This window comes from Endozoicomonas sp. PH6C (assembly GCF_059322965.1).
On sequence record NZ_CP185342.1, the window covers coordinates 4,991,884 to 5,018,691 of the forward strand.

The 26,808-nt window shown below is 48.9% G+C and carries 18 protein-coding genes; 11 read left to right on the top strand and 7 right to left on the bottom strand.

What is annotated here, in order from left to right:
• Positions 1-157: 157 nt before the first annotated feature.
• The 11 genes from dsbD (at position 158) to ACOMG9_RS18565 (ending at position 14,328) form a co-directional block, all read left to right on the top strand.
• Positions 158-1,981, top strand: a complete 1,824-nt coding sequence (dsbD, locus tag ACOMG9_RS18515) for a protein-disulfide reductase DsbD (protein WP_448217983.1) — start codon at positions 158-160, stop codon at positions 1,979-1,981.
• A 138-nt stretch (positions 1,982-2,119) separates the two neighbouring features.
• On the top strand, positions 2,120-2,566 hold the full coding sequence (aroQ, locus tag ACOMG9_RS18520) for a type II 3-dehydroquinate dehydratase (RefSeq protein ID WP_448217984.1): 447 nt from the start codon (positions 2,120-2,122) through the stop codon (positions 2,564-2,566).
• 217 nt (positions 2,567-2,783) lie between these two features.
• Positions 2,784-3,257 carry an acetyl-CoA carboxylase biotin carboxyl carrier protein gene (gene accB / locus ACOMG9_RS18525; RefSeq protein WP_448217985.1) on the top strand — a complete coding sequence of 158 codons (474 nt, stop codon included), beginning with the start codon at positions 2,784-2,786 and terminating at the stop codon, positions 3,255-3,257.
• 10 nt (positions 3,258-3,267) lie between these two features.
• Positions 3,268-4,611 carry an acetyl-CoA carboxylase biotin carboxylase subunit gene (accC, locus tag ACOMG9_RS18530; protein WP_448218657.1) on the top strand — a complete coding sequence of 448 codons (1,344 nt, stop codon included), beginning with the start codon at positions 3,268-3,270 and terminating at the stop codon, positions 4,609-4,611.
• Positions 4,612-4,765: 154 nt separating this feature from the next.
• On the top strand, positions 4,766-5,650 hold the full coding sequence (gene prmA, locus ACOMG9_RS18535; protein WP_448217986.1) for a 50S ribosomal protein L11 methyltransferase: 885 nt from the start codon (positions 4,766-4,768) through the stop codon (positions 5,648-5,650).
• Positions 5,651-5,796: 146 nt separating this feature from the next.
• Entirely contained in the window at positions 5,797-6,654 is an 858-nt protein-coding gene (locus ACOMG9_RS18540; protein WP_448217987.1) for a DUF3426 domain-containing protein, read from the top strand.
• Between the two features lie 528 nt (positions 6,655-7,182).
• Positions 7,183-8,124, top strand: a complete 942-nt coding sequence (gene dusB / locus ACOMG9_RS18545) for a tRNA dihydrouridine synthase DusB (protein WP_494530397.1) — start codon at positions 7,183-7,185, stop codon at positions 8,122-8,124.
• Positions 8,121-8,423, top strand: coding sequence for a DNA-binding transcriptional regulator Fis (fis, locus tag ACOMG9_RS18550; RefSeq protein ID WP_422134891.1), 303 nt, complete (start codon positions 8,121-8,123; stop codon positions 8,421-8,423). Before dusB ends, fis begins: the two co-directional genes overlap by 4 nt.
• Positions 8,424-8,684: 261 nt before the next feature.
• Entirely contained in the window at positions 8,685-10,271 is a 1,587-nt protein-coding gene (purH, locus tag ACOMG9_RS18555) for a bifunctional phosphoribosylaminoimidazolecarboxamide formyltransferase/IMP cyclohydrolase (RefSeq protein WP_422134892.1), read from the top strand.
• Positions 10,272-10,373: 102 nt separating this feature from the next.
• Positions 10,374-11,657, top strand: coding sequence for a phosphoribosylamine--glycine ligase (gene purD / locus ACOMG9_RS18560; protein WP_448217989.1), 1,284 nt, complete (start codon positions 10,374-10,376; stop codon positions 11,655-11,657).
• A gap of 217 nt (positions 11,658-11,874) precedes the next feature.
• The gene (locus ACOMG9_RS18565) at positions 11,875-14,328 is read left to right on the top strand and encodes a response regulator (protein ID WP_448217990.1); all 2,454 of its coding nucleotides are present in this window, start codon (positions 11,875-11,877) and stop codon (positions 14,326-14,328) included.
• Between the two features lie 212 nt (positions 14,329-14,540).
• On the opposite strand, the gene hemE is transcribed toward ACOMG9_RS18565, so the two are convergent.
• The 7 genes from hemE to ACOMG9_RS18600 all read right to left on the bottom strand — a co-directional run bounded on the left by hemE (position 14,541) and on the right by ACOMG9_RS18600 (position 26,721).
• Complete coding sequence (gene hemE, locus ACOMG9_RS18570) at positions 14,541-15,608, bottom strand: uroporphyrinogen decarboxylase (protein ID WP_448217992.1); 1,068 nt, start codon at positions 15,606-15,608, stop codon at positions 14,541-14,543.
• Between the two features lie 186 nt (positions 15,609-15,794).
• A complete protein-coding gene (locus tag ACOMG9_RS18575; RefSeq protein WP_422134896.1) occupies positions 15,795-17,222 on the bottom strand; it encodes an FAD-dependent oxidoreductase in 1,428 nt (475 codons plus the stop codon).
• 145 nt (positions 17,223-17,367) lie between these two features.
• Entirely contained in the window at positions 17,368-21,825 is a 4,458-nt protein-coding gene (gltB, locus tag ACOMG9_RS18580) for a glutamate synthase large subunit (RefSeq protein WP_448217993.1), read from the bottom strand.
• Positions 21,826-22,242: 417 nt separating this feature from the next.
• On the bottom strand, positions 22,243-23,334 hold the full coding sequence (gene aroB / locus ACOMG9_RS18585; RefSeq protein ID WP_448218658.1) for a 3-dehydroquinate synthase: 1,092 nt from the start codon (positions 23,332-23,334) through the stop codon (positions 22,243-22,245).
• Positions 23,335-23,415: 81 nt separating this feature from the next.
• Entirely contained in the window at positions 23,416-23,934 is a 519-nt protein-coding gene (aroK, locus tag ACOMG9_RS18590) for a shikimate kinase AroK (RefSeq protein WP_422134899.1), read from the bottom strand.
• Between the two features lie 124 nt (positions 23,935-24,058).
• A complete protein-coding gene (locus ACOMG9_RS18595) occupies positions 24,059-24,550 on the bottom strand; it encodes a DUF29 domain-containing protein (protein WP_494529227.1) in 492 nt (163 codons plus the stop codon).
• 89 nt (positions 24,551-24,639) lie between these two features.
• A complete protein-coding gene (locus ACOMG9_RS18600) occupies positions 24,640-26,721 on the bottom strand; it encodes a type IV pilus secretin PilQ (protein ID WP_422134901.1) in 2,082 nt (693 codons plus the stop codon).
• Positions 26,722-26,808 lie beyond the last annotated feature (87 nt).

Consider the following 26,808-nt stretch of genomic DNA (forward strand, 5'->3'; position numbering starts at 1 on the left):
AGGGATTAACGCAGTAAACTATTTTTATAAGCGGTTTATTAATCCTATGATGGTGCTGAAGATGTCATCTCCAGCACCATTAGCGGACTCGGGAGCTTGCATCCCGGCCATTTCACTTCACAATTAAAGAACCAGAAACAAGAACAGTTGGTTTTACATGGTTCAGCTATTCATAAGCAATCAAAAATCTTACCTCAGTACCTTTTTCATCATTCTTTTTACCTGGGCTTTTTCCAGTGGTGCTCCTGCTAATTTAAACGCACTATTGGGATCCGGAACACAGCAATTTTTGCCCGTTGAAGAAGCGTTTCAGCTGGAAGCAGAGATCGAAAACAACACACTGCTCCTGCACTTTCTGGTAACACCTGAGCATTATCTTTACAAGGATCGATTCAGCTTTTCCGGTAATGAAAGCACTACCCTGCTTGGTGAGCCAATATTTCCCAAAGGCAAACAGAAGTACGACATTAACTTTGAACAGGACATGGAGGTCTTTCCAAAAAATGTCACTGTCAAAATTCCTGTCAAGAGTTCTGAATCCGAGCCCCAATTCCAGATAAGATTTCAGGGCTGTGCTGATGCGGGCCTTTGCTATCCACCACAGACTCTTACTATTACTCTGCCAAACCCCCATGTCTCCAGTAATGATCGGGTCAGGTCTTCTGAAAAGACGCCGGATGACGGCAAAGATCAGAGCATCCCGGAATCCTTTGTCGACAAGAACCTTCCTGTTACACTTCTGCTGTTTTTACTGGCGGGGCTGGGGCTGGCCTTCACCCCCTGTGTACTCCCGATGATTCCTATTCTCTCCAGTCTGCTGGTAGGCGCTGCAGCAAAGGGAGCCAGTCGAAAAAGAACACTCACTCTGTCCATCATTTATGTGCTCAGTATGTCAATCACCTTCGCTCTGGCTGGCACTTTGATGGGGCTTTTCGGGGCAAGCCTGAACCTGCAGGCAAAACTTCAATCACCCTGGCTATTGATCCCCTTTGCCATTCTCTTCGTTATTCTGGCTCTGAGCATGTTTGGTCTTTATGAGCTCCAGCTTCCGGAAAAGCTCAGGGATCGTCTGAACAAACAACCTCAGAAGTCAGGAAGTCTTTCAGGTGCAGCCGTCATGGGGGTTTTATCAGCCCTGGTGGTATCACCGTGTGTCTCAGCACCCTTGGCAGGCGCACTGATTTACATCAGCTCAACAGGTGACGCACTCATTGGCGGACTCTCCCTGCTGGCTCTTGGCCTGGGAATGGGGCTGCCACTGCTATTGATTGGTCTGGGTGGCAAGAGCCTGCTACCAAAAGCAGGCGGTTGGATGGAAAATGTCAAACGCTGCTTTGGCTTCCTGCTGCTTGGCGTTGCCATCTGGATGCTGGAGAGGGTTATTTCAGCACCACTCACGCTCTTTCTCTGGGGAACACTGGCACTTGGTGGTGCTGTCTGTCTTGGCGCTATGGACTTCAGCAAGAAAGCCGGAGCCGCTTTATTTTTTCAGGCGCTCGGCCTGGTTCTCCTGATCTATGGCACTCTGCTGATCATCGGAGCAGCTCAAGGTCAGAACGACCCATTACAACCCCTTGGCAGAAACAGCCAGCCCGCTGAAAACCTTTCAGCAGGGTATTCTTTTCAAACAGTGACAACGGTTAAAGCGCTTTTGGCCCAGCTGGAAATGGCCAGGAAGAATGGCAAAGCCGCGATGATTGATGTTTATGCGGACTGGTGCATTTCCTGCAAGGTTATGGAAAGAAACGTTTTTCCTGAAGCTATTGCCAAAGTCAGCCCAGACAACTGGCATTTCATCAAATTTGATATAACCGCCAACACCCCCGAACAACTCATCTGGCTGAACAATTATCAATTGTTTGGCCCACCTTCCTTGCTATTTTTCGACACCTATGGTCAGGAGCGGAGCGAACTTCGCTCTCTGGGAGAGATTACCTCCTCTGAACTCCAGAAAAAACTGAATCAGGCGCTTTCTCCATAAATCTGGATCTAACATCATCGTTCTGGGCTTATATGGCTTTGAAATGCTTGGTAACTGTCTTTAACGTTCAGTAACACGCACGAACTAGACCCTTTGATTTCATTGCGGCACAATAAAAGCCAACATGAGAGGATACAGATGGCAACAATACTTGTTCTTAATGGCCCCAATCTGAACCTGCTGGGAACCAGAGAGCCCGGCGTTTATGGTGCCACCACACTGGAACAAATTGATCATATTCTGACTCAACAGGCTCAAGTGGCTGGTTACCAGCTCAGTTGCTTCCAAAGCAACGCTGAGCATGAACTCATAGAACGGATTCATAAAGCCTCTGAAGAACGGGTTAATTTCATCATTATTAATCCTGCGGCTTACACTCATACCAGTGTTGCTATCAGAGATGCCCTGCTGGGTGTTGCCATTCCCTTTGTTGAAGTTCACTTGTCCAATATCCATCGACGGGAGGCTTTCCGACATCATTCCTATTTTAGTGATGTCGCAGAAGGCGTAATCGCTGGACTCGGACCCAAAGGCTATGAGTTTGGTCTGGCCTATGCCATTGACCTGCTCAGTCAGAAGTCATAGAGGCTACTCGTGACTGACTGCATATTCAGAATGTTCTTCTGAAAAGCCAACTTCTCATAAAGCTAAGAAGCCAGGCGCAGAAAATCACTTCTTCTCTTTTCGGGAATAAAATGATTTTCACATTAAAACAATCAGGGCTGCATGATTGAGTGCTCCCAAGAACATCCTATTAACCACGGGGCAGTTTCTCCCTGTCCAACAGCATTTGAGATTGACGATGGACATCCGAAAAGTAAAAAAGCTCATTGAGCTGCTGGAAGAGTCTGGAATTGACGAGCTGGAAATTCACGAAGGTGAAGAATCTGTTCGTATCAGCCGTTATTCCCGGAATGCTCCGGTAGCCTCACTCGCTGCTCCTCAGGTTATTCCTGCTGCAGTTCCAGCTTCAGCTCCTGTGGCAGCTGTACCTGAAGCTCCGACAGCAGCCCCGGCGGCCGAAACCAGACCTCAGCTGTCAGGTCATCATGTAAAATCTCCAATGGTCGGCACTTTCTACACAGCATCTTCACCCAGCTCACCGGTTTTTGTTGAGCTGGGTCAGCAAGTTAAAGAAGGCGATGTTCTCTGCATTGTCGAAGCCATGAAGATGATGAACCAGATCAAGGCCGACAAGTCAGGCACCATCGAAGCCATTCTGGTTGAAAACGGTCAACCCGTTGAATACGACCAGCCCCTGTTCATTATTGCCTGAGACAGATGCCATGCTGGATAAAATCGTAATCGCCAACCGGGGCGAAATAGCCCTTAGGGTATTGCGGGCCTGTAAAGAACTCGGCATCAAAACCGTAGCCGTGCACTCCAAGGCTGATGAAAGCCTCATGCACGTGCGTCTGGCTGACGAGTCTGTCTGCATTGGTCCCAACAGCCCTACTGAAAGCTACCTGAATATCCCGGCTATTATCAGTGCTGCAGAAGTGACTGACGCCAATGGTATCCACCCTGGCTACGGCTTTCTCTCAGAAAATGCCGATTTTGCCGAACAGGTAGAACGCAGCGGGTTCACCTTTATTGGTCCAAAACCAGACGTTATTCGCCTGATGGGTGATAAGGTATCAGCCATTGCCGCCATGAAAAAAGCCGGTGTTCCAACCGTTCCAGGCTCTGACGGCCCCATCACAGAAGATGATGAACACACACTGGATATTGCTCACCGCATTGGTTACCCGGTCATTATCAAAGCATCAGGTGGTGGCGGTGGTCGAGGGATGCGAGTCGTTCACAGCGAATCCGATCTTCTCAATGCCATCAGCTTAACCCAGTCTGAAGCCAAAGCAGCCTTCAATAACGACGTGGTCTATCTGGAGAAATTCCTGGGAAATCCTCGTCACGTTGAATTCCAGGTACTGTCAGACAGCCACGGCAATGCTATTCATCTGGGGGATCGTGACTGCTCTTTGCAGCGACGCCACCAGAAAGTCATTGAAGAAGCGCCTGCACCTGACATTGATCAGGATGCCAGAGCCACGGTAGCAGCAGCCTGTACCAAGGCCTGTATAGAAATTGGTTATACCGGTGCAGGTACTTTCGAATTTCTGTATGAAGATGGCCAGTTCTACTTCATCGAGATGAACACTCGTGTGCAGGTTGAACACCCTGTAACAGAAATGATTTCCGGCGTGGATATTGTCAGAGAACAGATTCGCATTGCCAGTGGTCTGCCTTTGAGCATCTCCCAGGAAGAAGTTGAACTTCAGGGCCATGCTTTTGAATGTCGTATCAATGCCGAAGACCCAAAAACCTTTATGCCTTCTCCGGGTCTGGTCAACCAGTTCCACTCTCCTGGCGGTAATGGTGTTCGGGTAGATTCTCATCTTTACAGTGGCTACAGCATTCCTCCCTACTATGATTCACTGATAGCCAAGATCATCACCTATGGTCCAGATCGTGAAACCGCTCTGTTAAGAATGAGAAATGCATTGGATGAAGCGGTTGTAGATGGCATTCGTACAAATATCCCACTGCACCAGGAGCTGGTGAAGGACAAAAACTTCCAGAAAGGAGGCGTTAGCATCCATTATCTGGAGAAGAAGCTTGAAGATGCCTGATCTTGCTTCCAAAGCTCTCTGAAAACTGCTTTCAGAGAGCTTCCTCCCTCTTCTACTTTATTAACTCTTGTCCCACTTCCTCAATCAGCTAGAATGAGACGGACCCGACAGGAAACTTATTCTGCCATTCACCCCAATCTGTAAGCCCATACCCATGCCCTGGATACAAATCAAACTAGACACCTCTTCCGATCATGCTGAAGAACTGGAAGACCTGCTTCTGGAAGCCGGAGCCAGTGCCGTAACCCTTCAGGACGGTAAAGATCAGCCCCTGTTCGAGCCCGAGCCAGGCAGCACCCCGCTGTGGCAACATACCATGGTCATTGGACTCTTCGATGCCCATAAAGATATGGACGCCGTAGTAGAGCACATACAGACTCAATACCAGCAAAGCCCATTTCCTGACCACAAGGTTGAAATTGTCGAAGACAAGGATTGGGAAAGAGAATGGATGACCCACTTTGTGCCCATGCAATTTGGTACAAAACTCTGGGTCTGCCCCAGCTGGAAAGAGATTCCGGAACCTGATGCCATTAACCTGATGCTTGACCCGGGTCTTGCTTTTGGAACAGGCACTCATCCAACCACAGCTCTGTGTCTGGAGTGGCTGGAAAAACAGGAAAGCTTAGAAAATCAGTCGGTTATCGATTACGGGTGTGGATCTGGAATACTGGCGATTGCAGCATTATTACTGGGTGCTAAAACCGTAACCGGGGTCGATCTTGACCCTCAGGCACTGGAAGCAACTATAGATAACGCCGAAAGGAACAAGATCGCCCCGGAAAAACTGAAAGTTTATTTGCCGGATCAGGCTCCAAAGGATTCAGCAGACGTTGTCATCGCCAACATACTCGCTGGCCCACTGGTAGAATTGGCACCGACACTGGCGAGCTATCTCGACAACGGCGGGAAGATCGCTCTGTCGGGTATCCTTTCTAAACAGCAAGACATTATCGTCAGCACCTACTCTCAATGGTTCGAACTGGAGCCTGCTATGCACCATGAAGACTGGATTCTGGTGACCGGAACCCGAAAGTAACAACTAAAAAAACGCGGCATTTTTCGATACCAGGCTCATTTCAGGCTGCTGTCCGGGAGATTTTATCTTTTGGACAGTAGACATCCTTTGCAGCTCTTTGATCTAATAATCCCCACTCAATCAAGACAGTAACCCATGCAGGCTTCATGACCAGCTCTCGAATCACCCGCTGCCCAAAATGCCAGACCTCCTTTAAAGTGACCCAGGCACAATTACGAGCTGCCGGTGGCTCCGTTCGTTGCGGTTCCTGTCTCGAGGTGTTTGATGCCCAATCAAACATGTCCGCAGACGCTGCTCCAGAAAAGCCACTCCAGATGAAGCCGCAGATCAAACCTTATAAAAAACAATCGAGCCAGCCCGACAAAACAGCAAAACAAAACGCTGCCCAAAACAGCAAGCCTGAAGCCAGTTCAATAAAAGCTATCGAACCACCTTCTGAAGAAGAGGCCCCCTTCCACTCTTTTCTCGACACTCTGGACAATGAGCACGTTGAAGTTGATGAAGAACCGGGACGAAGTTCCCTGAAAATTGCTGGCTGGCTCACTCTAATCCTGATTTTCTCTATCACTCTTGCAGGGCAATACGCCTGGTTCAACAGAGATCAGCTTTCACTCGACCCGCGATTGAGACCAGCATATACTTTTAGTTGCCGATACCTGAAGTGCTCTCTTCCTGCATTGGTAAACATCAACGCCATTAAGAGCCTGCAACTGCATATCCGCAGCCACCCTCTGCAAAGCGAAGGACTGGTTGTAGACTCAGTGATTATCAATGAAGCCACATTCCCACAACCCTGGCCTCGCCTTGAATTAACATTTAGTGACATTAACGGACAGCCCGTAGCCAGCAGACGTTTTCGCCCCAAAGAATATCTGGGCGGAGCCCTGGCCGGTTCCAGAGAGATACCCAGCGGACAACCCGTAAGGCTCAGCATGGAAATCGTTGACCCCGGCAATGGAGCCACCAACTATCAATTGCGCTTTTTACCTGTCAAAAAGCGCTGATTAAAGTTAAAAAAACCTGTAAACCTTGCTTATCTGGTGTTTTACCGACGAAGGCATCTCGAAAACCAACTCAAGAAATTGCAATAAGTGCTTGACCCAGATCAAAAAAGCAATCAGATCACTTAAGTTATTACTTGCGGTTTTTCCCGAAAAAGTCACTATACAACGCCCTTGGCAAGGTTATATTTCGCAACAGGACACTGCTACGTGGTAATAACTGCTCCTGAAGATAAGTGCTATTCCAGTGAGAGCCAACAACAGAACCCTCTTTCGTCTAAAAATTGTACAGAGTATTATACCCGGCTACGCCTGCCTGATCTCCTGAACAGAGACGCTGAAAGTCGTACAAATAAATAGTTGAAAACTCCGCAAGATCAGCCTCTTGCTTTTTTCATAATTCCGAGCAGCGATTTAAATCACTTGAGACGGTTTTATCGCACTCTGGGCACTACTAACGCTGGATTGAGGCAAATCACCTTGTTGAAGATTGGTCCATACGCTATTCAAAGCCCGGTTATCCTGGCCCCTATGGCCGGAGTAACAGACCGCCCATTCAGGCAGCTGTGCTTGAGAATGGGGGCGGGTATGGCCGTCTCAGAAATGGTGACCAGCAACCCAAAACTCTGGAACACCCGGAAGTCTCGACTGAGAATGGACCATCACGCTGAAGAATTCGAACCTCGTTCTGTTCAAATTGCAGGCAGTGACCCGGAGCAAATGGCCATCGCGGCTCGCCTGAACCAGGAACGAGGCGCCCAGATCATTGATATCAACATGGGCTGCCCTGCCAAAAAAGTCTGTAACAAAGCGGCTGGCTCTGCTCTGATGAGAGAACCTGAACTGGTAGAGCAAATACTGAAGTCGGTGGTTCAGGCGGTTGATATCCCGGTCACCCTCAAGACACGTACCGGCTGGTGCCCCGAAAACAGAAACGGCCTCGACATTGCCTTAATGGCACAGGACTGCGGTATAACCGCTCTGGCCATTCATGGCAGAACCCGTCAGTGTATGTACAAAGGTGAGGCCGAATACGAGACCATTGCCCGGATTTGTGAATCCCTGGAAATTCCAGTGATTGCCAATGGCGATATTACCTCTCCCGAGAAAGCAAAAACGGTACTGGATGTCACAGGCGCAGACGCGATTATGGTGGGCCGTGCAGCCCAGGGGAAACCCTGGATATTCAGAGAGATTAACCACTTTCTTGAACAGGGTGAACACCTGCCAGCGCCCGAAAACAAAGAGATTCAGTCCATTTTAACAGGTCACCTTGCTGCGCTTCACGAGTTTTACGGTGAAGTCCAGGGTGTGCGCATCGCCAGAAAACACGTTGGCTGGTATTTGCAGGCCAGTCCATCAGGCGCCAGTCTTCGCAAACGATTCAACAGACTGGAGTCTGCAGAAGAACAAGAAAACTGCATACTGGAGTATTTTCAAACCTTAAGTCATCACAAGGATATTGCAGCATGACGGCATCCCATATTATTACTGACGAACCCTCTGTTAATGGACAGGCATTGACCAGCCCTATCGAGAGTGAAACACAGACACTCCGCGACAGCGTTGAAAAAGCAATGAACAACTACTTTAGCCATCTGGATGGTCAGGAAGTGACTGATGTTTACCAGATGGTCCTTTCTGAAGTAGAAGCCCCCCTTCTGGAAACGGTTATGGCTTACGTCAAGGGTAACCAGACCAGGGCCTCTGTCCTGCTTGGGCTGAACCGTGGCACACTGAGAAAGAAACTCAAGCAATACGACCTGCTCTAATCCCCGCCTTAAAGTCGTATTATGCCATCTGACGTGAATACGACTTTATGCGCCCCCCTTGCCTTTACAACCTGCGCAAAGACAAATCCCGTATCTTTTCGAAGAATAACAGGTCAGTAATAACCCTCATATCAGCCTGGGGTGGTAGCATTATTTCTGTATTTCCCTCTATTCCCGAGAATCGGATGCTGCGAAGCAGGACAAATCCAGCTAGAATCAGTCAGCTTTTCAGGCAACGATTTTTCAGTGAGTAAAGGAACGATGGCAAACGATTTCGAACAGCCACCTCTTCGAAGAGCCCTGATCAGTGTCTCAAACAAAACCGGCATAGTTGAATTTGCCCGGGCACTGCACCAGCGCTCAGTAGAAATCCTATCCACGGGCGGCACCTACAAACTGCTGGTTGAGCACGATATTCCCGCTGTGGAAATCTCCAGTTACACAGGCTTTCCGGAAATGATGGACGGCAGAGTCAAAACCCTGCACCCCAAAGTTCACGGAGGCATTCTCGGTCGCTCCGGTCAGGATGAAGCCGTCATGAGCGAACACGGTATCGACCCAATCGATCTGGTTGTTGTCAACCTCTACCCTTTCGAACAGACAGTGAGCCGCGAAGATTGCACCCTGGAGATGGCTATTGAGAACATTGATATTGGTGGTCCTACCATGGTTCGTGCTGCTGCCAAGAACCACAGGGACACCACTATTGTTGTCAACGCAGAAGACTACACCCAGGTACTCTCTGAGCTGGATGAAAACAATGGTTCTGTCTCTGCAGCGACTCGCTTTGACCTTGCTGTAAAGGCCTTTGAACATACTGCTCATTACGATGGCGCAATTGCCAACTACCTCGGAACATTAACAGGCAACAAGGACGAACCAGAAGCCTTTCCTCGCACCTTTAACCGTCAGTACAAGAAAGTCCAGGACATGCGTTATGGCGAAAACCCTCATCAGAAAGCCGCCTTCTATGTAGAAGAACCTGCTCCTGCAGGTACCGTTTCCAGTGCTCGAAAGATTCAGGGCAAGGCACTCTCTTTCAATAACATTGCTGACACCGATGCGGCTCTGGAGTGTGTCAAGGCCTTTGAAGCTCCAGCCTGCGTCATCGTCAAACACGCCAATCCATGTGGCGTAGCCATCGGTACCGACATCCTGGAGGCCTATAACAGAGCCTACACAACCGACCCTACATCCGCCTTTGGTGGCATCATAGCCTTTAACAGAAAGCTCGATGCAGTCACTGCCAAAGCCATCATTGATCGTCAGTTTGTAGAAGTCATCATAGCGCCGGAAATCGACGGCGAAGCAGAAACCATTCTTCAGAACAAAAAGAATATCCGCCTGCTGTGCTGCGGCACCCTGCCAGAAACTGCCGGGCATTTTCTGGATTTCAAACGAGTCAATGGCGGACTGCTGATTCAAGACGGTGACATCAGGGTAACCAGCGTTCAGGAACTGAAATCAGTGACAGAGAGAGCTCCCACTGAAGCAGAACTGAGCGATCTGCAGTTCGCCTGGAAAGTGGGTAAATTTGTTAAGTCAAACGCGATTGTTTACGCCAGAGATCATCAAACCATTGGTATTGGTGCAGGTCAGATGAGCCGGGTATACAGTGCCCGCATTGCTGGCATCAAAGCCGCTGATGAAAACCTGGAAGTCCGTGGGTCTGTGATGGCATCAGACGCCTTCTTCCCATTCAGAGATGGCATTGATGCGGCCGCCAGTGCCGGAGTTACCGCTGTCATCCAGCCAGGCGGCTCCATGAGAGATCAGGAAGTGATTGATGCTGCCAACGAGGCTGGCATTGCCATGGTATTCACTGGCGTCAGGCATTTCCGCCACTGATCGCTGGTAAGAGGCATTTAATGTGTCTCTTTTTTCACTCGCTTTACGACCAATGACAAACACTGGTTATTCACCACCAGACTTCCCGGGGACAGGCAACCTATGAAAGTACTCATCATCGGCAGCGGCGGACGCGAACATGCGCTCGCCTGGAAAGTAGCTCAGGACAACAACGTAGAGCAGGTTTTTGTAGCGCCTGGAAACGCAGGGACGGCTCTTGAGCCAGGAATCACCAACATCAGCATTGATGTACTTGAACTCGATAAACTGGTTGAATTCACCGTTAAAGAAAACATCGACCTGACCATTGTTGGCCCCGAAGCCCCTTTAGTGGCCGGTGTCGTTGACCGCTTTGAAGAAGCCAATCTCATCATCTTCGGCCCCTCACAAGGCGCCGCTCAGCTCGAAGGTTCAAAGGCTTTCAGCAAAGACTTCCTGGCTCGTCACAAAATTCCTACTGCTGACTATCAAAACTTCACTGACATTGATCAAGCCAAAGCCTACGTCCGCGAGAAAGGTGCCCCCATTGTCGTAAAGGCGGACGGACTGGCCGCTGGCAAAGGCGTCATTCTTGCTGACACAGAAGAGCAGGCATTTGCTGCCATTGATGACATGCTGGCTGGCAACGCCTTTGGTGAAGCGGGGCACCGGGTGGTTATTGAAGAATTCCTTCAAGGCGAAGAAGCCAGCTTTATTGTTATGGTTGATGGTAAAAACATTTTGCCACTGGTTACCAGCCAGGATCATAAGGCCAGAAATGACGGTGACAAAGGCCCTAACACGGGTGGTATGGGTGCTTACTCTCCTGCGCCGGTAGTGACTCAGCTTATTCACGAACGCGCCATGCAGGAAGTGATCATTCCTACCGTGGAAGGCATGGCCGCCGAAGGCAACACCTACAAGGGTTTTTTGTACGCAGGCCTGATGATTGACGACAAAGGCACGCCCAAAGTGCTGGAATTCAACTGTCGTTTTGGTGACCCTGAAACACAACCCATTATGATGCGCCTTCAATCCAGTCTCACTGAACTTTGCCTCGCCGGTGCAACAGCTAAACTGGATCAGGTGGAAGCCCGCTGGGATGAACGAACAGCACTGGGGGTTGTTATGGCCGCAGGTGGCTACCCTGAGAAATACCACAAAGGCGACATCATCACTGGCATTGACGAAGCCAACTCAACAGACTGCAAAGTGTTTCATGCCGGCACACAGCTCAGTGGAGAACAAATAGTGACCCATGGCGGTCGCGTACTGTGTGTCACCGCCCTGGGCAGCAGCGTTAAAGAGGCACAGAACAAAGCCTACCAGGCTTGCTCAAAGATTCAGTGGAATAATGCTTATTTCAGGACTGACATTGGCTATCGCGCCATAGCCAGAGAGCATTGAGCACTTGATACTTTTCAGATGGAGCGGACAGGATGACCGCTCCCTCAGCTGATCTCAGCTTAACCCACTCAAATAAACGTCCACCGACTAATAGAATAAAAATTCATAAAGCAGTTATCCCGAAAGCAAAATAACTTTCAAAGTAAAGTTATATAAAATTGCAACAATTTCACTTTTTCGCAGGGCAGCTTAGGGTATACTCAGCAACAATGGAAAAATGGAATTTTCAATAAATATTATGAGAGTTGTATTCAACCGCCTGTTATCCATTGCCCCCCATCCACCCTCAGGTGAAGAGTCAGTGTCACGACTCTCCATCAGGGTTGGATTCTGGATTAATGTAGTCTTACTGCTGTTTCTGGCTGCCTTTGGTGCACAAGTATTCAGTGCTGAAAAGGTCACTGATCAGCTGCCTGGTAAGGTTTCTATCAATCTCGAGCCATTCTCAAGCATTTTCATTGATCCGGAAAGCTCCCTTGAGCTGAATCAAATCAATGATCTGAATTACCTGTTTCGTTTTGCTCCCTGGCAGAAAGAAAGTCTCTACTTCACCAGCCAAAAAGGCACGGCCTGGATCAAGATATCACTGCCTGAGGACGTCAACGTTAAGCCTGTGCCCATTCTCTGGCTTCGGCCGCCACCCGGCGTATCACTTAATGTCTATATTTCAGGCCCAAAGTATTACAAGCAACTTCCAAATAAACGACAGCCAAACAGTAATATTTATCTCTATAATCTGACGCCCTATGCAGATAAGAAACTGGATGTGTTTATTGAAATACCCGCAGCCGCCGCAGGCAGCTTACTTGCCTATCTAAAGTCTCCCAGAGCATTTCTCAGTGATCAGGCATTTGTACACTGGCAAACTGGCTGGCTGCTAGCCCTATTTATCGCCACAATGATTATGAATGCCATTAACTGGTTTAATTATCACAAGAAGGCCTATATCTTCTTGGCTGGCTTCGGCTTGATGGGCTCAATGTTTTTGATAAGCTGGCAGGGATTGTTCAATATCAGCGAGTTCGGAGCAGGTTGGCTGCAGAACCTGATGATGAACGCCTCACTGATCGTTGGAACCATTCTGATCAGTCAGATAGCTCGCATCAGCTTGACGGGAAACAATGTCAACCTTATCTACTGCTTTAACATACTTTCTATCATCTCGGCATCATTACTGATTCTTGCTTTAACGGGTACCTTTGCATCTCTGGAACACAGCCTGATGATCAACCTGCTGACGACTCAGGTCTTCTGGTATTGCAGTCTGTTCATCAGAGTACCCGGTGCACTGAAGATTCCTGCCTGGCTTTCCACCCCTTATGCGATTATCCACCTGGTGACCTCTCTAGCTATCCTGGGCGTTACCAATCACAACCCCATAGCTGCCACCTGGATACTGCTTCAAGCGACCTCGATAAACATTCTTGCCTTCAGCTTTTATTTTGCCAGCCAGAGGCATTTGCGAACTGAATCAGGACTTTCAAAGAATCCATCACTCAGCCCGGCACCCAAATCCCAGATGGCAAAAGATAATGATCTTTTCAACGCAATGGGTCATGAACTGAGAACACCTCTGAATGGCGTACTGGGAATGTCTGAACTACTCCAGAGTACACAGCTGACCCCCAAACAGGAAAACTATGTTGAAACCCTGAGATATGCAGGCAATGAGCTCAGCAACCTGATTAACCTGCTTTCTGAAGCATGGAAACTTGAGCAAAACGAAGCCAGCCCTGATATTAAACCCTACGATATCAATGAATTTCTGAACGACTGCCTCTTTAAATTCCGTTTACGGGCAGAACAACTAAATACTGAGCTGATCAGCTTTGTACACCCTGATGTCCCGGATATCAGTGAAACAGATACACGTCAGTTATCACTCATTTTGGAAAGTACCCTGATTCATATCTTCCGCCATATTAAAAACAGTGAAGTCATGATTTCTGTCAATCAGACCTCTCAGCTACCTGGCTCAGAGCCGAAAAGCCAACAACAGAGTAAAGACGGCTACATTCTTTATCAGATCAGGTACAGTCAGGGACAACAAGTCCTGAACCTGCCAGAGAACACCAATGAACTGAGCTACTCTGAAGCGAAACGACAGGCCGACATTAGCATGCAACTTTACATTACCATCCAATTAATTGAGGCCTTGTCGGGACACTTCGGCATCATGAACCAAGGCAGCACGCACATCTGGTTTGCCATTCCACATAAGGAACAAACAACAGATGTCATTCATCGGGATGAACAACCACTTTTCTATGACAAAAATGTCAAAGCACTCATTGTTGATGACAATAAAACCTGTAGACAGGTTCTGGCCCAACAATGTGCCCTGATGGGTATCAATACTCTGGATGCTGAAGACGGTCGGGAAGCACTGGCAATGATACGCAACGAAGCCTATTTGGGAAGAGACTTCGACGTGATCATCCTTGACCACCATATGCCTGGTATGAATGGCATCCAGATGTTAGAGAGGCTTCAGGAAGAAAGTCAGATAGAAATCCCGGGAATCATCATGCTCACGGGCGCCACAAACCCACCCGGAAAACAGCGTGCAGAGCGACTGGGAATCAGTAGATTCCTGACCAAACCGGCTGAATACAAAACACTCCAGAAGACACTATCACAAGTATTGGGAGAAAGAACTCCGTCAAGATGAGAATAAAACAGCCTGATGTCAGATAACATCAGACCTAGGAGCCTGACCGAGAATAGCGCCCGTAGCGAGGACGGCAGAAAATTGAGGATGAAAATTCGGTTTTGTGAGGAGAATAGCGAGCTATTTGACGAACAAAAGCGGATTTTCAGACCAATTTGCTGCCGCCGCAGTAGGGCAGTCTATTCTCGGTCAGGCTCCTAGAATGCAACCAGTTATTGTAGGTGGTATCGAGCTGATAATTCATGAACCGCATCGACAAAGACTTTGGCTCTATCAGGCTCGACAAACTGATGAATGCCGTGACCCAGATTGAATACATGACCTTCACCCGGACCGAAATCTCCAAGAATTTTAGCCACCTCTTCTCTTATACGCTCTGGTGATGCATAGAGAACCGATGGATCCATATTGCCCTGTAGCGCGACTTTATCCCCTACACGACGACGTGCACCAGAAATATCTGTCGTCCAATCCAGACCCAGAGCATCAGTGCCCGTTGCAGCCATAGATTCAAGCCACTGACCACCATTTTTGGTAAACAGAATGACGGGCACCTTCCTACCCTCATGTTCTCTGATCAAACCTGAAACAATCTTTTCCATGTACTTTAGAGAAAATACCTTGTAGCACTCTGGTGAGAGTGCTCCTCCCCAGGTATCAAAGATTTGAACAGCCTGAGCTCCCGCCTTAATCTGAGCGTTCAGATAGCTTGTCACAGAATCAGCCAGAACATCTAACAATTGAGACAATACCTGAGGCTGATCAAACATCATCGCTTTGATACGACGAAAGTCTTTACTGGTTCCCCCTTCAACCATGTAGGTAGCCAGTGTCCATGGGCTGCCGGAAAAACCAATCAGAGGTACACGTCCATTCAGCTCCGAGCGGATGGTTCGTACTGCATCCATGACATAACCCAGATCCTTTTCAGGATCAGTAACAGACAGAGCTTCAACATCAGCCGCTTTACGGACGGTTTTTTTAAATCTTGGGCCTTCGCCCTTCTCAAAATACAATCCCAGACCCATTGCATCCGGGATGGTGAGGATATCCGAAAACAGGATAGCTGCATCCAGGTCAAAACGCTCCAATGGCTGAAGGGTCACCTCGCAAGCCATTTCAGGATTCATACAAAGCGACATAAAATCACCCGCCCTGCTTCTAAGCTCCCGATATTCGGGCAAATAACGTCCAGCCTGACGCATCATCCATACAGGGGTGACATCAACAGGCTCTCTCAGCAGAGCCCTTAGAAAGCGGTCATTTTTCAGCTCGGTCATGGGGTTTCCAGAATTCAGGGACAGTGCAGTAAATTTTAAAGAAGGCCGGGACAGACATTTAAAAACCTCGCCCGGCCAAAAGAAACTGCGATGTTACAAAATAAAAGGGGGAGAATACTCATTCCCCCCCTTATTGACAATCTTCCGCCGCTCAGGAGCATCTATCCCGATAAGCTTTCTTCAAGCTCAGACATCGAGATAGTCCATGATCCCTTCAGCCGCCTGACGGCCTTCCCAGATCGCGGTAACCACCAGGTCAGAGCCGCGGACCATATCTCCACCTGCAAAAATTTTAGGATTGGAAGTCTGGAACTTGTAGCTGGACTGCTCTGGCGCTACAACACCTCCCCACTCGTTCAACTTGATAGAGTGGGACTCAAACCAGTCAGCAGGACTTGGACGGAATCCAAAAGCAATCAGTACCGCATCGGCTGCCAGTATTTCCTCACTGCCCGGAACCGGCTCAGGCCGACGACGTCCCTGCTCGTCAGGCTCACCCAGTTTGGTGGTGATGACCTTGACACCTTCTACCTTTCCATTGCCGACAATTTCAACGGGCTGACGATTAAACAGGAACTTGACACCTTCCTGCCTGGCATTGGCCACTTCACGACGGGAGCCGGGCATATTCTCCTCGTCACGACGGTAAGCACATGTGACTGACTCAGCGCCCTGACGGATGGAACTACGGTTACAGTCCATCGCAGTGTCACCACCACCGAGAACCACAACACGTTTTCCTTTCATGCCTATGAAATCAGATGCTTTCTTTTCAAAGCCCAGATTACGATTCACGCTGGAAATGAGGAAAGGCAGAGCATCATGAACACCGGGAAGATCTTCGCCCGGAAACCCACCCTTCATGTAAGTGTAGGTACCCATACCCATAAATACGGCATCGTACTCTGCCATCAGATCGTCCATCAGGACATCTTTACCGATTTCAGTATTCAGTCTGAATTCGACGCCCATTTCGGTAAACACTTCACGACGACGTGACATCACTGATTTCTCAAGCTTGAATTCAGGAATACCAAACGTCAGCAAGCCACCAATTTCCGGGTTCTTATCAAATACAACAGGTTTTACACCATTTCTGACCAGCACGTCTGCACAACCCAGACCCGCAGGACCGGCACCGATCACGGCCACTTTTTTATCGGTCCACACCACTTTGGACATATCCGGGCGCCAGCCCAGAGCCAGCGCTGTATCGGTAATATATTTTTCAGTTGCGCCAATAGTTACAGCACCGAATCCGTCATTCAGGGTACAGGCGCCCTCACAGAGTCGATCCTGGGGACATACACGACCACAGACTTCCGGCAAACTGTTGGTCTGATGGGAAAGCTCAGCGGCTTCAAACAAGTTACCTTCTGAAACCAGCTTCAGCCAATCCGGAATATAGTTGTGTACAGGGCACTTCCATTCACAATAAGGGTTACCACAGGAAAGGCAGCGGTGAGATTGCTGCTTGGCCTGTTTTTCACTGTAGGACTCATAGATCTCTACAAAGTCATTCTTGCGAACCTGAAGAGCCTTTTTTTCCGGATCTTCTCTGCCTACTTCGACAAATTGAAAATGATTGTTAAGTCGATTGTTAAATTGTGACATGGATTTGACCTCATTCGCTGATTGTTTTTATAACGCTCGTGGCGCTGCCACTGCTGCAGCCTATTATTAGCTCAGGGCTGCTGGCTTAGGGCTGCAACGCACACGGCTGTTCTAAAGACTTTCCTTGCAAGCGGTTGCAGGTGCCCTACTCAGGACGCCCGCGTGTACTCGCCAGCAATGAGTCCAAACTGGCCGCCTTTGGCTTCACCAGCCAGAAACGACCCCGATAGTCGTAAAACTCCTCCTGAAGTTCACGCCCCCATTCACTGCCTGTCTCTTTTACATATTCATCCAGAAGACCCATCAGATGAGACTGATAATCTTCCATGGATTCGGTATCAATTCGGTGAATATCCACCAGTTCGTGATTGTAGCGATCAACAAAGTTGCGCTTCAGATCCAATACGTAGGCAAAGCCACCAGTCATACCGGCGCCAAAGTTATGACCTGTTTCGCCCAATACAACGACCAGACCACCTGTCATGTACTCACAACAGTGATCCCCGGCACCTTCGACAATAGCGGTAGCACCAGAGTTCCGCACAGCAAGACGTTCACCGGCACGGCCGGCGGCCAGCAGGCGACCACCGGTGGCACCATAAAGAGAAGTGTTACCAATGATAGAGGTTTCATTAGAATTGAAAGCACTTCCCCGGGGCGGACGGATAATCAGGTTACCGCCTGTCATCCCTTTACCCACATAGTCGTTGGCATCTCCTTCCAGACGCATATCCAGGCCACCGGCATTCCAGACTCCAAAGCTCTGTCCAGCGGTACCTATCAGATTCAGCTTGACCGGACTGTCTGCCATACCCTGATTACCATGACGTTTGGCAATCTCACCCGACAATCTTGCACCAATTGAGCGGTCACAGTTGCTCACCGTGAACTCAAACTCACCTCCTTCACCACTTTCGATGGCTGGCAGACAGGCTTCAACCATAACCTCTGCCAGCTCACCCTTGTCGAAAGAAGGGTTACGTTCAACCTGACAGGTATGGGGCTTATCTTCAGGAATCAGATCGTTGCGGACAATCGGCGTCAGATCGAGGCCTTTTTGCTTGTCAGTGTCACCGGGAAGCAGCTCCAGCAACTCTGTACGACCAATAACATCTTCAAGGCTTTTAGCACCCAGCACTGACAGCCATTCACGCACTTCTTCAGCCACAAAAGTGAAGAAGTTCATGATCATCTCAACTGTACCGATGAAGTGATTTTCCCTGAGATGCTGGTCCTGGGTTGCAACACCGGTTGCACAGTTATTCAGATGGCAGATTCTCAGGTACTTACAACCCATTGCAACCATGGGCGTTGTACCAAAACCATAACTTTCAGCACCCAGAATGGCCGCTTTAACCACATCCAGACCTGTTTTGATACCACCATCTGTCTGAAGACGGACCTTTCCACGCAAATCGTTTGCTCTAAGTGCCTGATGAGCCTCTGTCAGACCCAGTTCCCAGGGAGAACCGGCATACCTGATAGACGTCAGCGGACTAGCAGCAGTACCACCGTCGTAGCCCGAGATGGTAATCAGGTCAGCATAAGCCTTGGCAACACCGGCAGCGATGGTACCAACACCTGGCTCTGATACAAGTTTTACGGAGACCAGCGCATCCGGGTTCACCTGCTTCAAGTCAAAGATCAGCTGAGCCAGATCTTCAATCGAATAAATATCATGGTGCGGTGGAGGTGAAATCAGTGTCACACCGGGTACTGAATAACGCAGTCTGGCAATCAGTTTGTTCACCTTGCCACCCGGCAGCTGCCCCCCTTCACCCGGCTTGGCTCCCTGCGCCACTTTAATCTGCAAGACATCCGCATTAACCAGATAATGGGGCGTTACACCAAAACGACCAGAAGCAATCTGCTTTATTTTGGAAACCCGGTTAGTGCCAAAGCGCGCTTCATCCTCACCCCCTTCTCCCGAGTTGGAACGACCACCCAGACGGTTCATCGCTTCAGCCAGGGCTTCATGGGCTTCCGGAGACAGAGCACCAAGACTCATAGCAGCGGAGTCGAATCGCTTGAGAATGTCTGCAGCTGGTTCAACTTCATCGATAGCCAGAGCCTGATCGGCAGTTTTGAGGCCCATCAGATCACGCAGGGTGGCAACCGGTCTTTCGTTGACCAGTTTGGAGTAACGACGAAACTCTTCATAATCACCCGTAGAGACGGCTTTTTGAAGTTGCTGAACGACATCAGGATTGAATGCGTGATACTCACTGTCATGCACGTATTTAAGCAGACCACCTTGCTGAATGGGCTTTCTCTTCTTCCAGGCAGTCCCTGAGAGCAACTGTTGATCTTGCTGAATAGCTTCAAAGCCGGCGCCTTCAATACGGCTCTGAACCCCTTTGAAACAGAGGTCAACCACTTCAGAAGACAGACCAATGGCTTCGAACAGCTGCGCAGCACGATAGGAAGCAATGGTGGAGATTCCCATCTTGGAAAGAATCTTCAAAAGACCTTTATCGATACCCTTGCGGTAAGCTTTGTAGGCATCCAGTGGGTCTGCGAGAATCTCCCCGGTGCGAATCTGGTCATGAATAATTTCATAGGACAAATAGGGATAAATCGCCGTAGCACCAAAGCCCAGCAGTACCGCAAACTGATGAGAATCTCTGGCTGTTGCCGTTTCTACCAGAATATTGGCATCGGAACGCAGGCCCGTATCAATCAGTCTGTGATGAACAGCACCGGTAGCCATGGCTGCATGCACCGGCAGCTTGTTATCACTGATATTACGATCACTCAGATGAATCAGAGCCTTGCCGTCTCTCACAGCCTGCTCTGCCTCATCACAAATACGCTCAATGGCGGACCTTAAGCCTTCTTCAGGCTTGTAATTGATGTCGATGTAAAGCACATCAAGATCATCATGCTGATGATGAGCATTGATCAGATTCAGGAATTTGGTTGTCGACAGCACTGGCGATTTGAGTACCACACGGCTCGCATGCTCTGGCGTCTCTTCGAATATATTTTTCTCACGTCCCAGGCAGGTTTCCAGGGACATCACTATTGCTTCACGCAAAGGATCGATAGGTGGGTTGGTAACCTGGGCAAACTGCTGCCTGAAAAAGTCATACACAGAACGCACACGACCTGACAAAACCGCCATTGGTGTATCGTCACCCATTGAGCCTACAGCTTCCTGCCCACTCTCAGCCAGGGGACGAATCACCTGATCACGCTCTTCAAAGCTGACCGAGAACATCTTCTGATGAACCTTCAGCAGCTCTGAATCCAGGTGCTCGATCTTGTGATCTTCATCCCTGAAACGGGAACGGATACGATAAGAGTTTTGCTTCAACCACTTTTTGTAGGGCTGTCGAGTCTTCAGCTGCTCATCGATATCGTGGGCCTGATGCAATTCACCTGACTCAACATCAATGGCCAAAACTTCACCCGGACCAACACGACCTTTTGCCACAACATCTTCAGGCTGGTAATCGTAAACCCCCACTTCAGAAGCAACGGTCAGAAACCCGTTTTTCGTAATGACCCAGCGAGAAGGACGCAAACCATTACGATCCAGTGCACAAACCGCACGACGGCCGTCGGTAATAACCAGACCTGCAGGACCATCCCAGGGTTCCATGTGCATGGAGTTGTATTCATAAAAAGCCCTGAGGCCAGGATCCATGGTATCAACATTCTGCCAGGCAGGTGGAACCAGCATTCGGATAGCCCGATAAAGGTCAACGCCGCCGGTTACCAGAATTTCAAGCATGTTGTCGAGGCTTGACGAATCGGATCCGGTTCGGTTGACCAGGGGATAGATCTGATCCAGGTCAGGCAGCAACTCTGATTTGAATTTGTTTCGACGAGCCTGTGACCAGTTTCTGTTACCGGTGATGGTGTTAATTTCACCATTATGAGCCAGTAGACGGAAAGGCTGGGCCAGCTTCCAGCGAGGCATGGTATTCGTAGAGAAGCGCTGATGGAATACGCAGATCGCAGTTTCGAACCTGGGATCACCCAGATCCTGATAAAAGTTAGCCAGATCTACGGGCATCATCAGACCTTTGTAGGTCACTACCTGAGTCGACAGGGAGCAGATATAAAAGTCTTGATCCTGCTCAAGTGCCATGTTGGTGAAGCGCCGTGCCATATAAAGGCGGGCTGAAAACTCTTCTTCTTCCAACTCACCCTGATACCCTACAAACACCTGTTCAATAACGGGTAGCTGATCTAAGGCAATAGGGCCGAGACAGTCACTATTGACGGGTACTTTTCGCCATCCAATCACTACCAGTTTTTTCTTTTCCAGCTCGGCTTCAAGTGTTTTTCTGGCATGATCAGCTACCGCTTCATCCTGGCTCAGGAATAGCATCCCCACAGCGTAGCTGGCTGGAAGATCTTTACCCAGTTGCTCTTTAACAACAGTGCGGAAAAAGGTGTCAGGCGTCTGAATTAATAAACCACAACCATCGCCTGTTTTTCCATCTGCGGCAATACCACCCCGGTGCGTCATGCAGGTAAGCGCTTCTATCGCGGTTGTCAGGAGATTATGACTTTTCTCTCCTTCCATGTGTGCTATAAGCCCGAAACCACAGTTATCCCTGAACTCCCCGGGATTATACAGACCTGCTTTCATAAGCACTCTCTCATCGTAAGTTATTATATACCTTGAAACTTCTGTCACTCTGGAAGCCGGAATGTTCTGTTACCGACCAGGCTTCCAGACGATCATTGTTCTCGTTTTGCCAAGGCGCTTTATTCTATAAAAATGCAGCTCTCCCACCCCCTGCGGTCTTCATACTGTGATGCTGGCTGCATTCCTGGCTCGAGCCAGAACGGCTTTGCTGCGGGGGGGGGGTAACCACACACAAAGAATATTAATTCATTTTTATGGATTTTAATTCAAAAAAGAGTATACCCTTAACTACTACTTCATGAAAAATAGGTCGAAGTTGCAGACGTTTAACCTCGCCACAAAAGACAAGGGGCCAACCATTTTACACAGCCAACCCCTGAATCACAAATACATAAAAAGAACAATAAGCAATAAGCTCTATATCCTGCACACCTCACTCAGCATCTTATCAAGCACACCCCGGTCAAACTGTTCTGTCACAATGGCTTTACCAATCTGCTCTAAAAGCACCAGCCTCAATTTTCCATCCAGCACTTTCTTATCGACGGACATCAGTTCAACAAAGCGATCGGGTGACATACCCTCAGGAGGCTCTACAGGCAGATTTGCTGCCTTGAGAATAGCCACAACCTCCTGTACTTCTGCTCTGGCAATCCGACCCAGTCGGCAAGAGAGCTCAGCAGCCATCACCATACCGACAGCAACGGCCTCCCCATGCAACCATTCGCCATAGCCAGTATGTGTTTCAATGGCATGACCAAAGGTATGACCCAGATTTAAAATAGCTCTGAGCCCGGACTCTTTTTCATCCTCTGCCACTACCTGTGCTTTGTCAGAACACGAACGGTGGATCGCGTAAGTCAGCGCCTCCCGATCCCTTGCCATGATTCGTTCAATATTTGCCTGCAGCCACTGATAGAAGGAGTCATCACAGATCAGACCGTACTTGATCACTTCGGCAACGCCAGCAGAAAACTCACGCTCTGGAAGTGTATTCAAAGAGTCAGTATCAATCAGGACAACATTGGGTTGATGGAAAGCGCCAATCATATTTTTGCCCAAAGAATGATTGACACCGGTTTTCCCGCCAACAGAAGAATCTACCTGGGACAGCAGAGTGGTTGGAATCTGAATAAAATCAACACCGCGCTGGTAGGCGGCGGCAGCAAAACCTGTGATATCACCCACCACACCGCCACCCAGAGCGATCAATGTGGTTTTGCGGGTATGACGAGCTTCAATCAAGCCATCAAACACTCTCTCAAGGGTAGCAAGGTTCTTGAACGCTTCTCCATCAGGAAGAATGACTTCTGTCAGGTCAAAGCCATCTAGCAGATTGCGCACCCTATCCAGATAGAGGGGAGCAATGGTTTCGTTAGTGACAACAGCTACTTGCTGTCCTTTGATATAGGGCTGGAGCAACTCAGGTCTGGCAGCACCCGCATATAGGCCTGAACCGATAAAAATGGGATAACTTCTCTCACCCAGATCCACATTCAGTTCAAGGATGTTCGACTCTTCCATCAAACGTCTCTCTCTTTTTCTAAAAAACCTTCCATCAATTAAATGATCCGAAGGCTTCTTCCTGGCTTATGGCAACTTGCCAACGGTTCGGATGATTTCACTGATCAGTGCTTTGGGTGATAGCAACTCTGTATCCAGCTCGATATCGGCAATACTGGAATAGAGCGGCGCTCTGTCACTCAACAGTTGAGTCAGCACTTGCTCTCGATCAGGCCTTTGCAACAGAGGCCTTTTCTTGTCTTTCTCGGTTCTGATCAATTGCGCTGCTACTGATGCCTTGAGAAAGACAACCACCCCGCTGGTACCCAGCTGCTGGCGATTTTCCAGTCTGGTCACAGCCCCACCACCTGTGGCAAGAACAATACCCTGTCTGGAACAGAGATCCCGTATTACCTGTATTTCACGCTGCCGAAAGCCCTCTTCGCCCTCAACATCAAAAATCCAGGGAATCTCAGCACCACTGCGTGCCTCAACCTCATGATCTGAATCGAAAAATGGCAGCCCCAGTTCTTTGGCCAACATCCGCCCGATCGTACTTTTACCGGCCCCCATAGGGCCTACCAGATAAATATTTCTCAATGGCATTGTCTTTGTTAGCCTGACTTCCTGCCTGCATGTGAGGCTGAGCCTAGCGCATCCTGAGTCATGCTGACAACAAAAAACGGGAGCTTTCACTCCCGTTTTTTGTTAGATGAATACAGAGATCAACTCAAGGCAGCCAATCTTCTGTCATGACCTCTTCAAACGACCAGGGGCAACACTCCGGATAACTATCCTCAGTCAGCCACTTTTGTTTCGGAAGATAGTCATTCATCTCTCGTATGGCCCGCTTCCTGCCTTCTTTGTAAGCCGAGAGAAACAATCCATCCAGCCTTGGCCACAGCGAAGGGTTGGCAAGTAATACTTTGCCAGCATCATCCCTGGCATTGCGGATACTCCCAAACCATGACCTAAACACTTTAGGCTCAGGCATCTGAGGATTCAGGATATAAGTTTGATACTGATACTTCAGTAGGTGCTGCAGCAAAACCACCAGATGAGACTCCAGCGACCTTGGCTCACTCTTACCCATACCCTCAACTTCCTCAATGAGATTATCCAGGTCAAGCCGATCAAACTGACGGTTTTCCAGCAGTTTTTTCTGCTGCTGCACCCACTGGTAATAGTCAGATTCGTAAAGGTGATTGGAGCGGCCATCCATAACAAGATTCCTCTATCAGTGCGGATTCCATTATAGGGCATTTTTTTGGAAGAGATCCCGGAAGGTCTGAACCTACCGGGATGCGGGAATTAACGCAGGGTAATATTATCGCTGACCACTCGAGGTGTAATGAAGATCATCAATTCGGCCTTATCATCTGAATAGGTATCTTTTCTAAACAATCTTCCAACATAAGGAATATCGCCCAACATTGGCACCTTAACTGTCCCTTTCTTTTTCTCCCTGGTAAATACTCCACCCAGAACAATTGTTTCACCATCTCTGACCAGCACCTGGGTATTCACTTCATTCTTATTAATGGTAGGAACACCATTAGGCGCATCAGCACCCTGAGAGTCATTGGTAACCGTCACATCCATAATAATACTGCCCTCAGGCGTGATCTGCGGAGTCACTTCGAGAGACAGCACGGCATCCTTGAAAGCTACAGAGGTCGCACCACTGGATGTTTTCTCTTCGTAAGGAATTTCCTTACCTGACTTGATCACTGCTTTGGTCTTGTCAGCGGTTATCACTTTTGGCTGAGAAACCGTTTCACCACCACCATCTGACAGAATGGCTGAAAGCTCAAGGTTCAGCAGAGTACTGTTGGTTGCAAAACCAATCGCCAACGTTGCGGCGTTTGCTCCAGTCACGCCAAAATCAACAAAGGGAGCGTTGTCTGGCAACTGGACAGTTGGCACACCATCGACGATAGTCGCCTGAGTCCCCTGACCACCGATAGCTACATCCCGATTGGCTGAACGATCAAAGTCTGTCGCGCCTCCCCACTTTACCCCCAGATCACGCACATAGTCGGAGTCCATATTGACAATCCTCGCCTCAATCATCACCTGTCTGACAGGGATATCCAGACGTTGAATCAGAGCTCGCAGCTCATCCAGCTTCTCCTGAGTATCCTTAACCAGAAGACTGTTAGTACGAGCCACAACCTGAACCGAACCACGCTCAGTCAGCAGAGTGGTCTCTTCCCCTTCACCGGCAAGAACCGTCGCAATCTCTTGTGCATCAGCGTAATTGATCTGAATCAGATCGGTGTAAACAGGCGCCAGCTCACGAATCTGCTTGTCATTCTCCAATTGCTGACGTTCCCTGGCTGCAATCTCTTCGGCTGGAGCCACAGTCAGGACATTACCTTCAAGTCGCTTGTCCAGACCTTTTGATTTGAGAACAATATCCAGAGCCTGATCCCAGGGCACATTCTGCAGACGCAGTGTCACATTACCGCTGACCGTATCTGAGGCCACCAGATTCAGATCAGTAAAGTCAGCAATCAACTGAAGAACAGCGCGCACTTCGATATCCTGAAAATTGAGGGACAGTTTGTCTCCCTTATAGGCCAGACCTTTCCGGTCACGACCATAATCTTTATCGGATACCGGCTTAACACTGACTGTCAGTGTGTTATCTGCCTGATAAGCAAGGTAGCTATAATCACCCTTGGGCTCGATAACAACCACTGCATTCCCGTCTTCGACCTTGGCATCAATGAATTTTACGGGAGTAGCGAAATCAATGACGTCCAGACGGTTGCGTAACCTGCCTGGCAGAACATTCCCCTGAAACTCCAGACGAATGCGACCACCCAACTCATTCATATCCATTGGAATGTTAGGATCTGCGAGCGAAATAACAACATTACCCTCTCCTTCCTCCCCCCTCTGGAAATCAATATGGGTAATACCCTGGCTGGCAGGATCAGCCAGAGGCGCACCAGAACTGGCTACTGTTGGAAGAACTGAACGGGTATCAGAACCTTCTGCGCCCACATAAACGTAGAGAACATTACCGTCCGCTTTAGTGGTAAAACCGGCAGCTGTTTTCAAATTAACAACGAGCCGGGTTCTGCCTCCAGCCTCAAGCACGGTGACACTCTCTGTGTTCTGAAAGCCAACTTCATTATATTTGGGCAGATCGCTGCGGGTGAACGGTAGATCCAAAGAAATCCTGGGAGGCTGCTCTATCGTGTAACCCTTTGCCTCAGGTGCAGGGCCGTCGAACATCAGCCGCAGCTCTACGATATCACCCGGCAAGGTGCCAGCATCCATTTTCTTGAGTGTTACACCCCAGACAGAAAGCGGCAACCACGCCAACACTATATACAGCAGCATTCGTACTGCGCTGGCTTTCAACACGGGCTTATTATTCATCTAGTGAACCCACTTAGCATTTTAGAATTGTTGTTCTAATCGGCATGACATCAGAAAAATCCAGTTTCCTGCAGCGATGTCGCCTAC

What these genes read in the sequence shown, in the direction of transcription:
- dsbD (WP_448217983.1), top strand. Translation starts at nt 158, where the DNA reads ATGGTTCAGCTATTCATAAGCAATCAAAAATCTTACCTCAGTACCTTT.
- aroQ (WP_448217984.1), top strand. Translation starts at nt 2,120, where the DNA reads ATGGCAACAATACTTGTTCTTAATGGCCCCAATCTGAACCTGCTGGGA.
- accB (WP_448217985.1), top strand. Translation starts at nt 2,784, where the DNA reads ATGGACATCCGAAAAGTAAAAAAGCTCATTGAGCTGCTGGAAGAGTCT.
- accC (WP_448218657.1), top strand. Translation starts at nt 3,268, where the DNA reads ATGCTGGATAAAATCGTAATCGCCAACCGGGGCGAAATAGCCCTTAGG.
- prmA (WP_448217986.1), top strand. Translation starts at nt 4,766, where the DNA reads ATGCCCTGGATACAAATCAAACTAGACACCTCTTCCGATCATGCTGAA.
- ACOMG9_RS18540 (WP_448217987.1), top strand. Translation starts at nt 5,797, where the DNA reads ATGACCAGCTCTCGAATCACCCGCTGCCCAAAATGCCAGACCTCCTTT.
- dusB (WP_494530397.1), top strand. Translation starts at nt 7,183, where the DNA reads ATGGCCGGAGTAACAGACCGCCCATTCAGGCAGCTGTGCTTGAGAATG.
- fis (WP_422134891.1), top strand. Translation starts at nt 8,121, where the DNA reads ATGACGGCATCCCATATTATTACTGACGAACCCTCTGTTAATGGACAG.
- purH (WP_422134892.1), top strand. Translation starts at nt 8,685, where the DNA reads ATGGCAAACGATTTCGAACAGCCACCTCTTCGAAGAGCCCTGATCAGT.
- purD (WP_448217989.1), top strand. Translation starts at nt 10,374, where the DNA reads ATGAAAGTACTCATCATCGGCAGCGGCGGACGCGAACATGCGCTCGCC.
- ACOMG9_RS18565 (WP_448217990.1), top strand. Translation starts at nt 11,875, where the DNA reads ATGGAATTTTCAATAAATATTATGAGAGTTGTATTCAACCGCCTGTTA.
- hemE (WP_448217992.1), bottom strand. Translation starts at nt 15,608, where the DNA reads ATGACCGAGCTGAAAAATGACCGCTTTCTAAGGGCTCTGCTGAGAGAG.
- ACOMG9_RS18575 (WP_422134896.1), bottom strand. Translation starts at nt 17,222, where the DNA reads ATGTCACAATTTAACAATCGACTTAACAATCATTTTCAATTTGTCGAA.
- gltB (WP_448217993.1), bottom strand. Translation starts at nt 21,825, where the DNA reads ATGAAAGCAGGTCTGTATAATCCCGGGGAGTTCAGGGATAACTGTGGT.
- aroK (WP_422134899.1), bottom strand. Translation starts at nt 23,934, where the DNA reads ATGCCATTGAGAAATATTTATCTGGTAGGCCCTATGGGGGCCGGTAAA.
- ACOMG9_RS18595 (WP_494529227.1), bottom strand. Translation starts at nt 24,550, where the DNA reads ATGGATGGCCGCTCCAATCACCTTTACGAATCTGACTATTACCAGTGG.
- ACOMG9_RS18600 (WP_422134901.1), bottom strand. Translation starts at nt 26,721, where the DNA reads ATGAATAATAAGCCCGTGTTGAAAGCCAGCGCAGTACGAATGCTGCTG.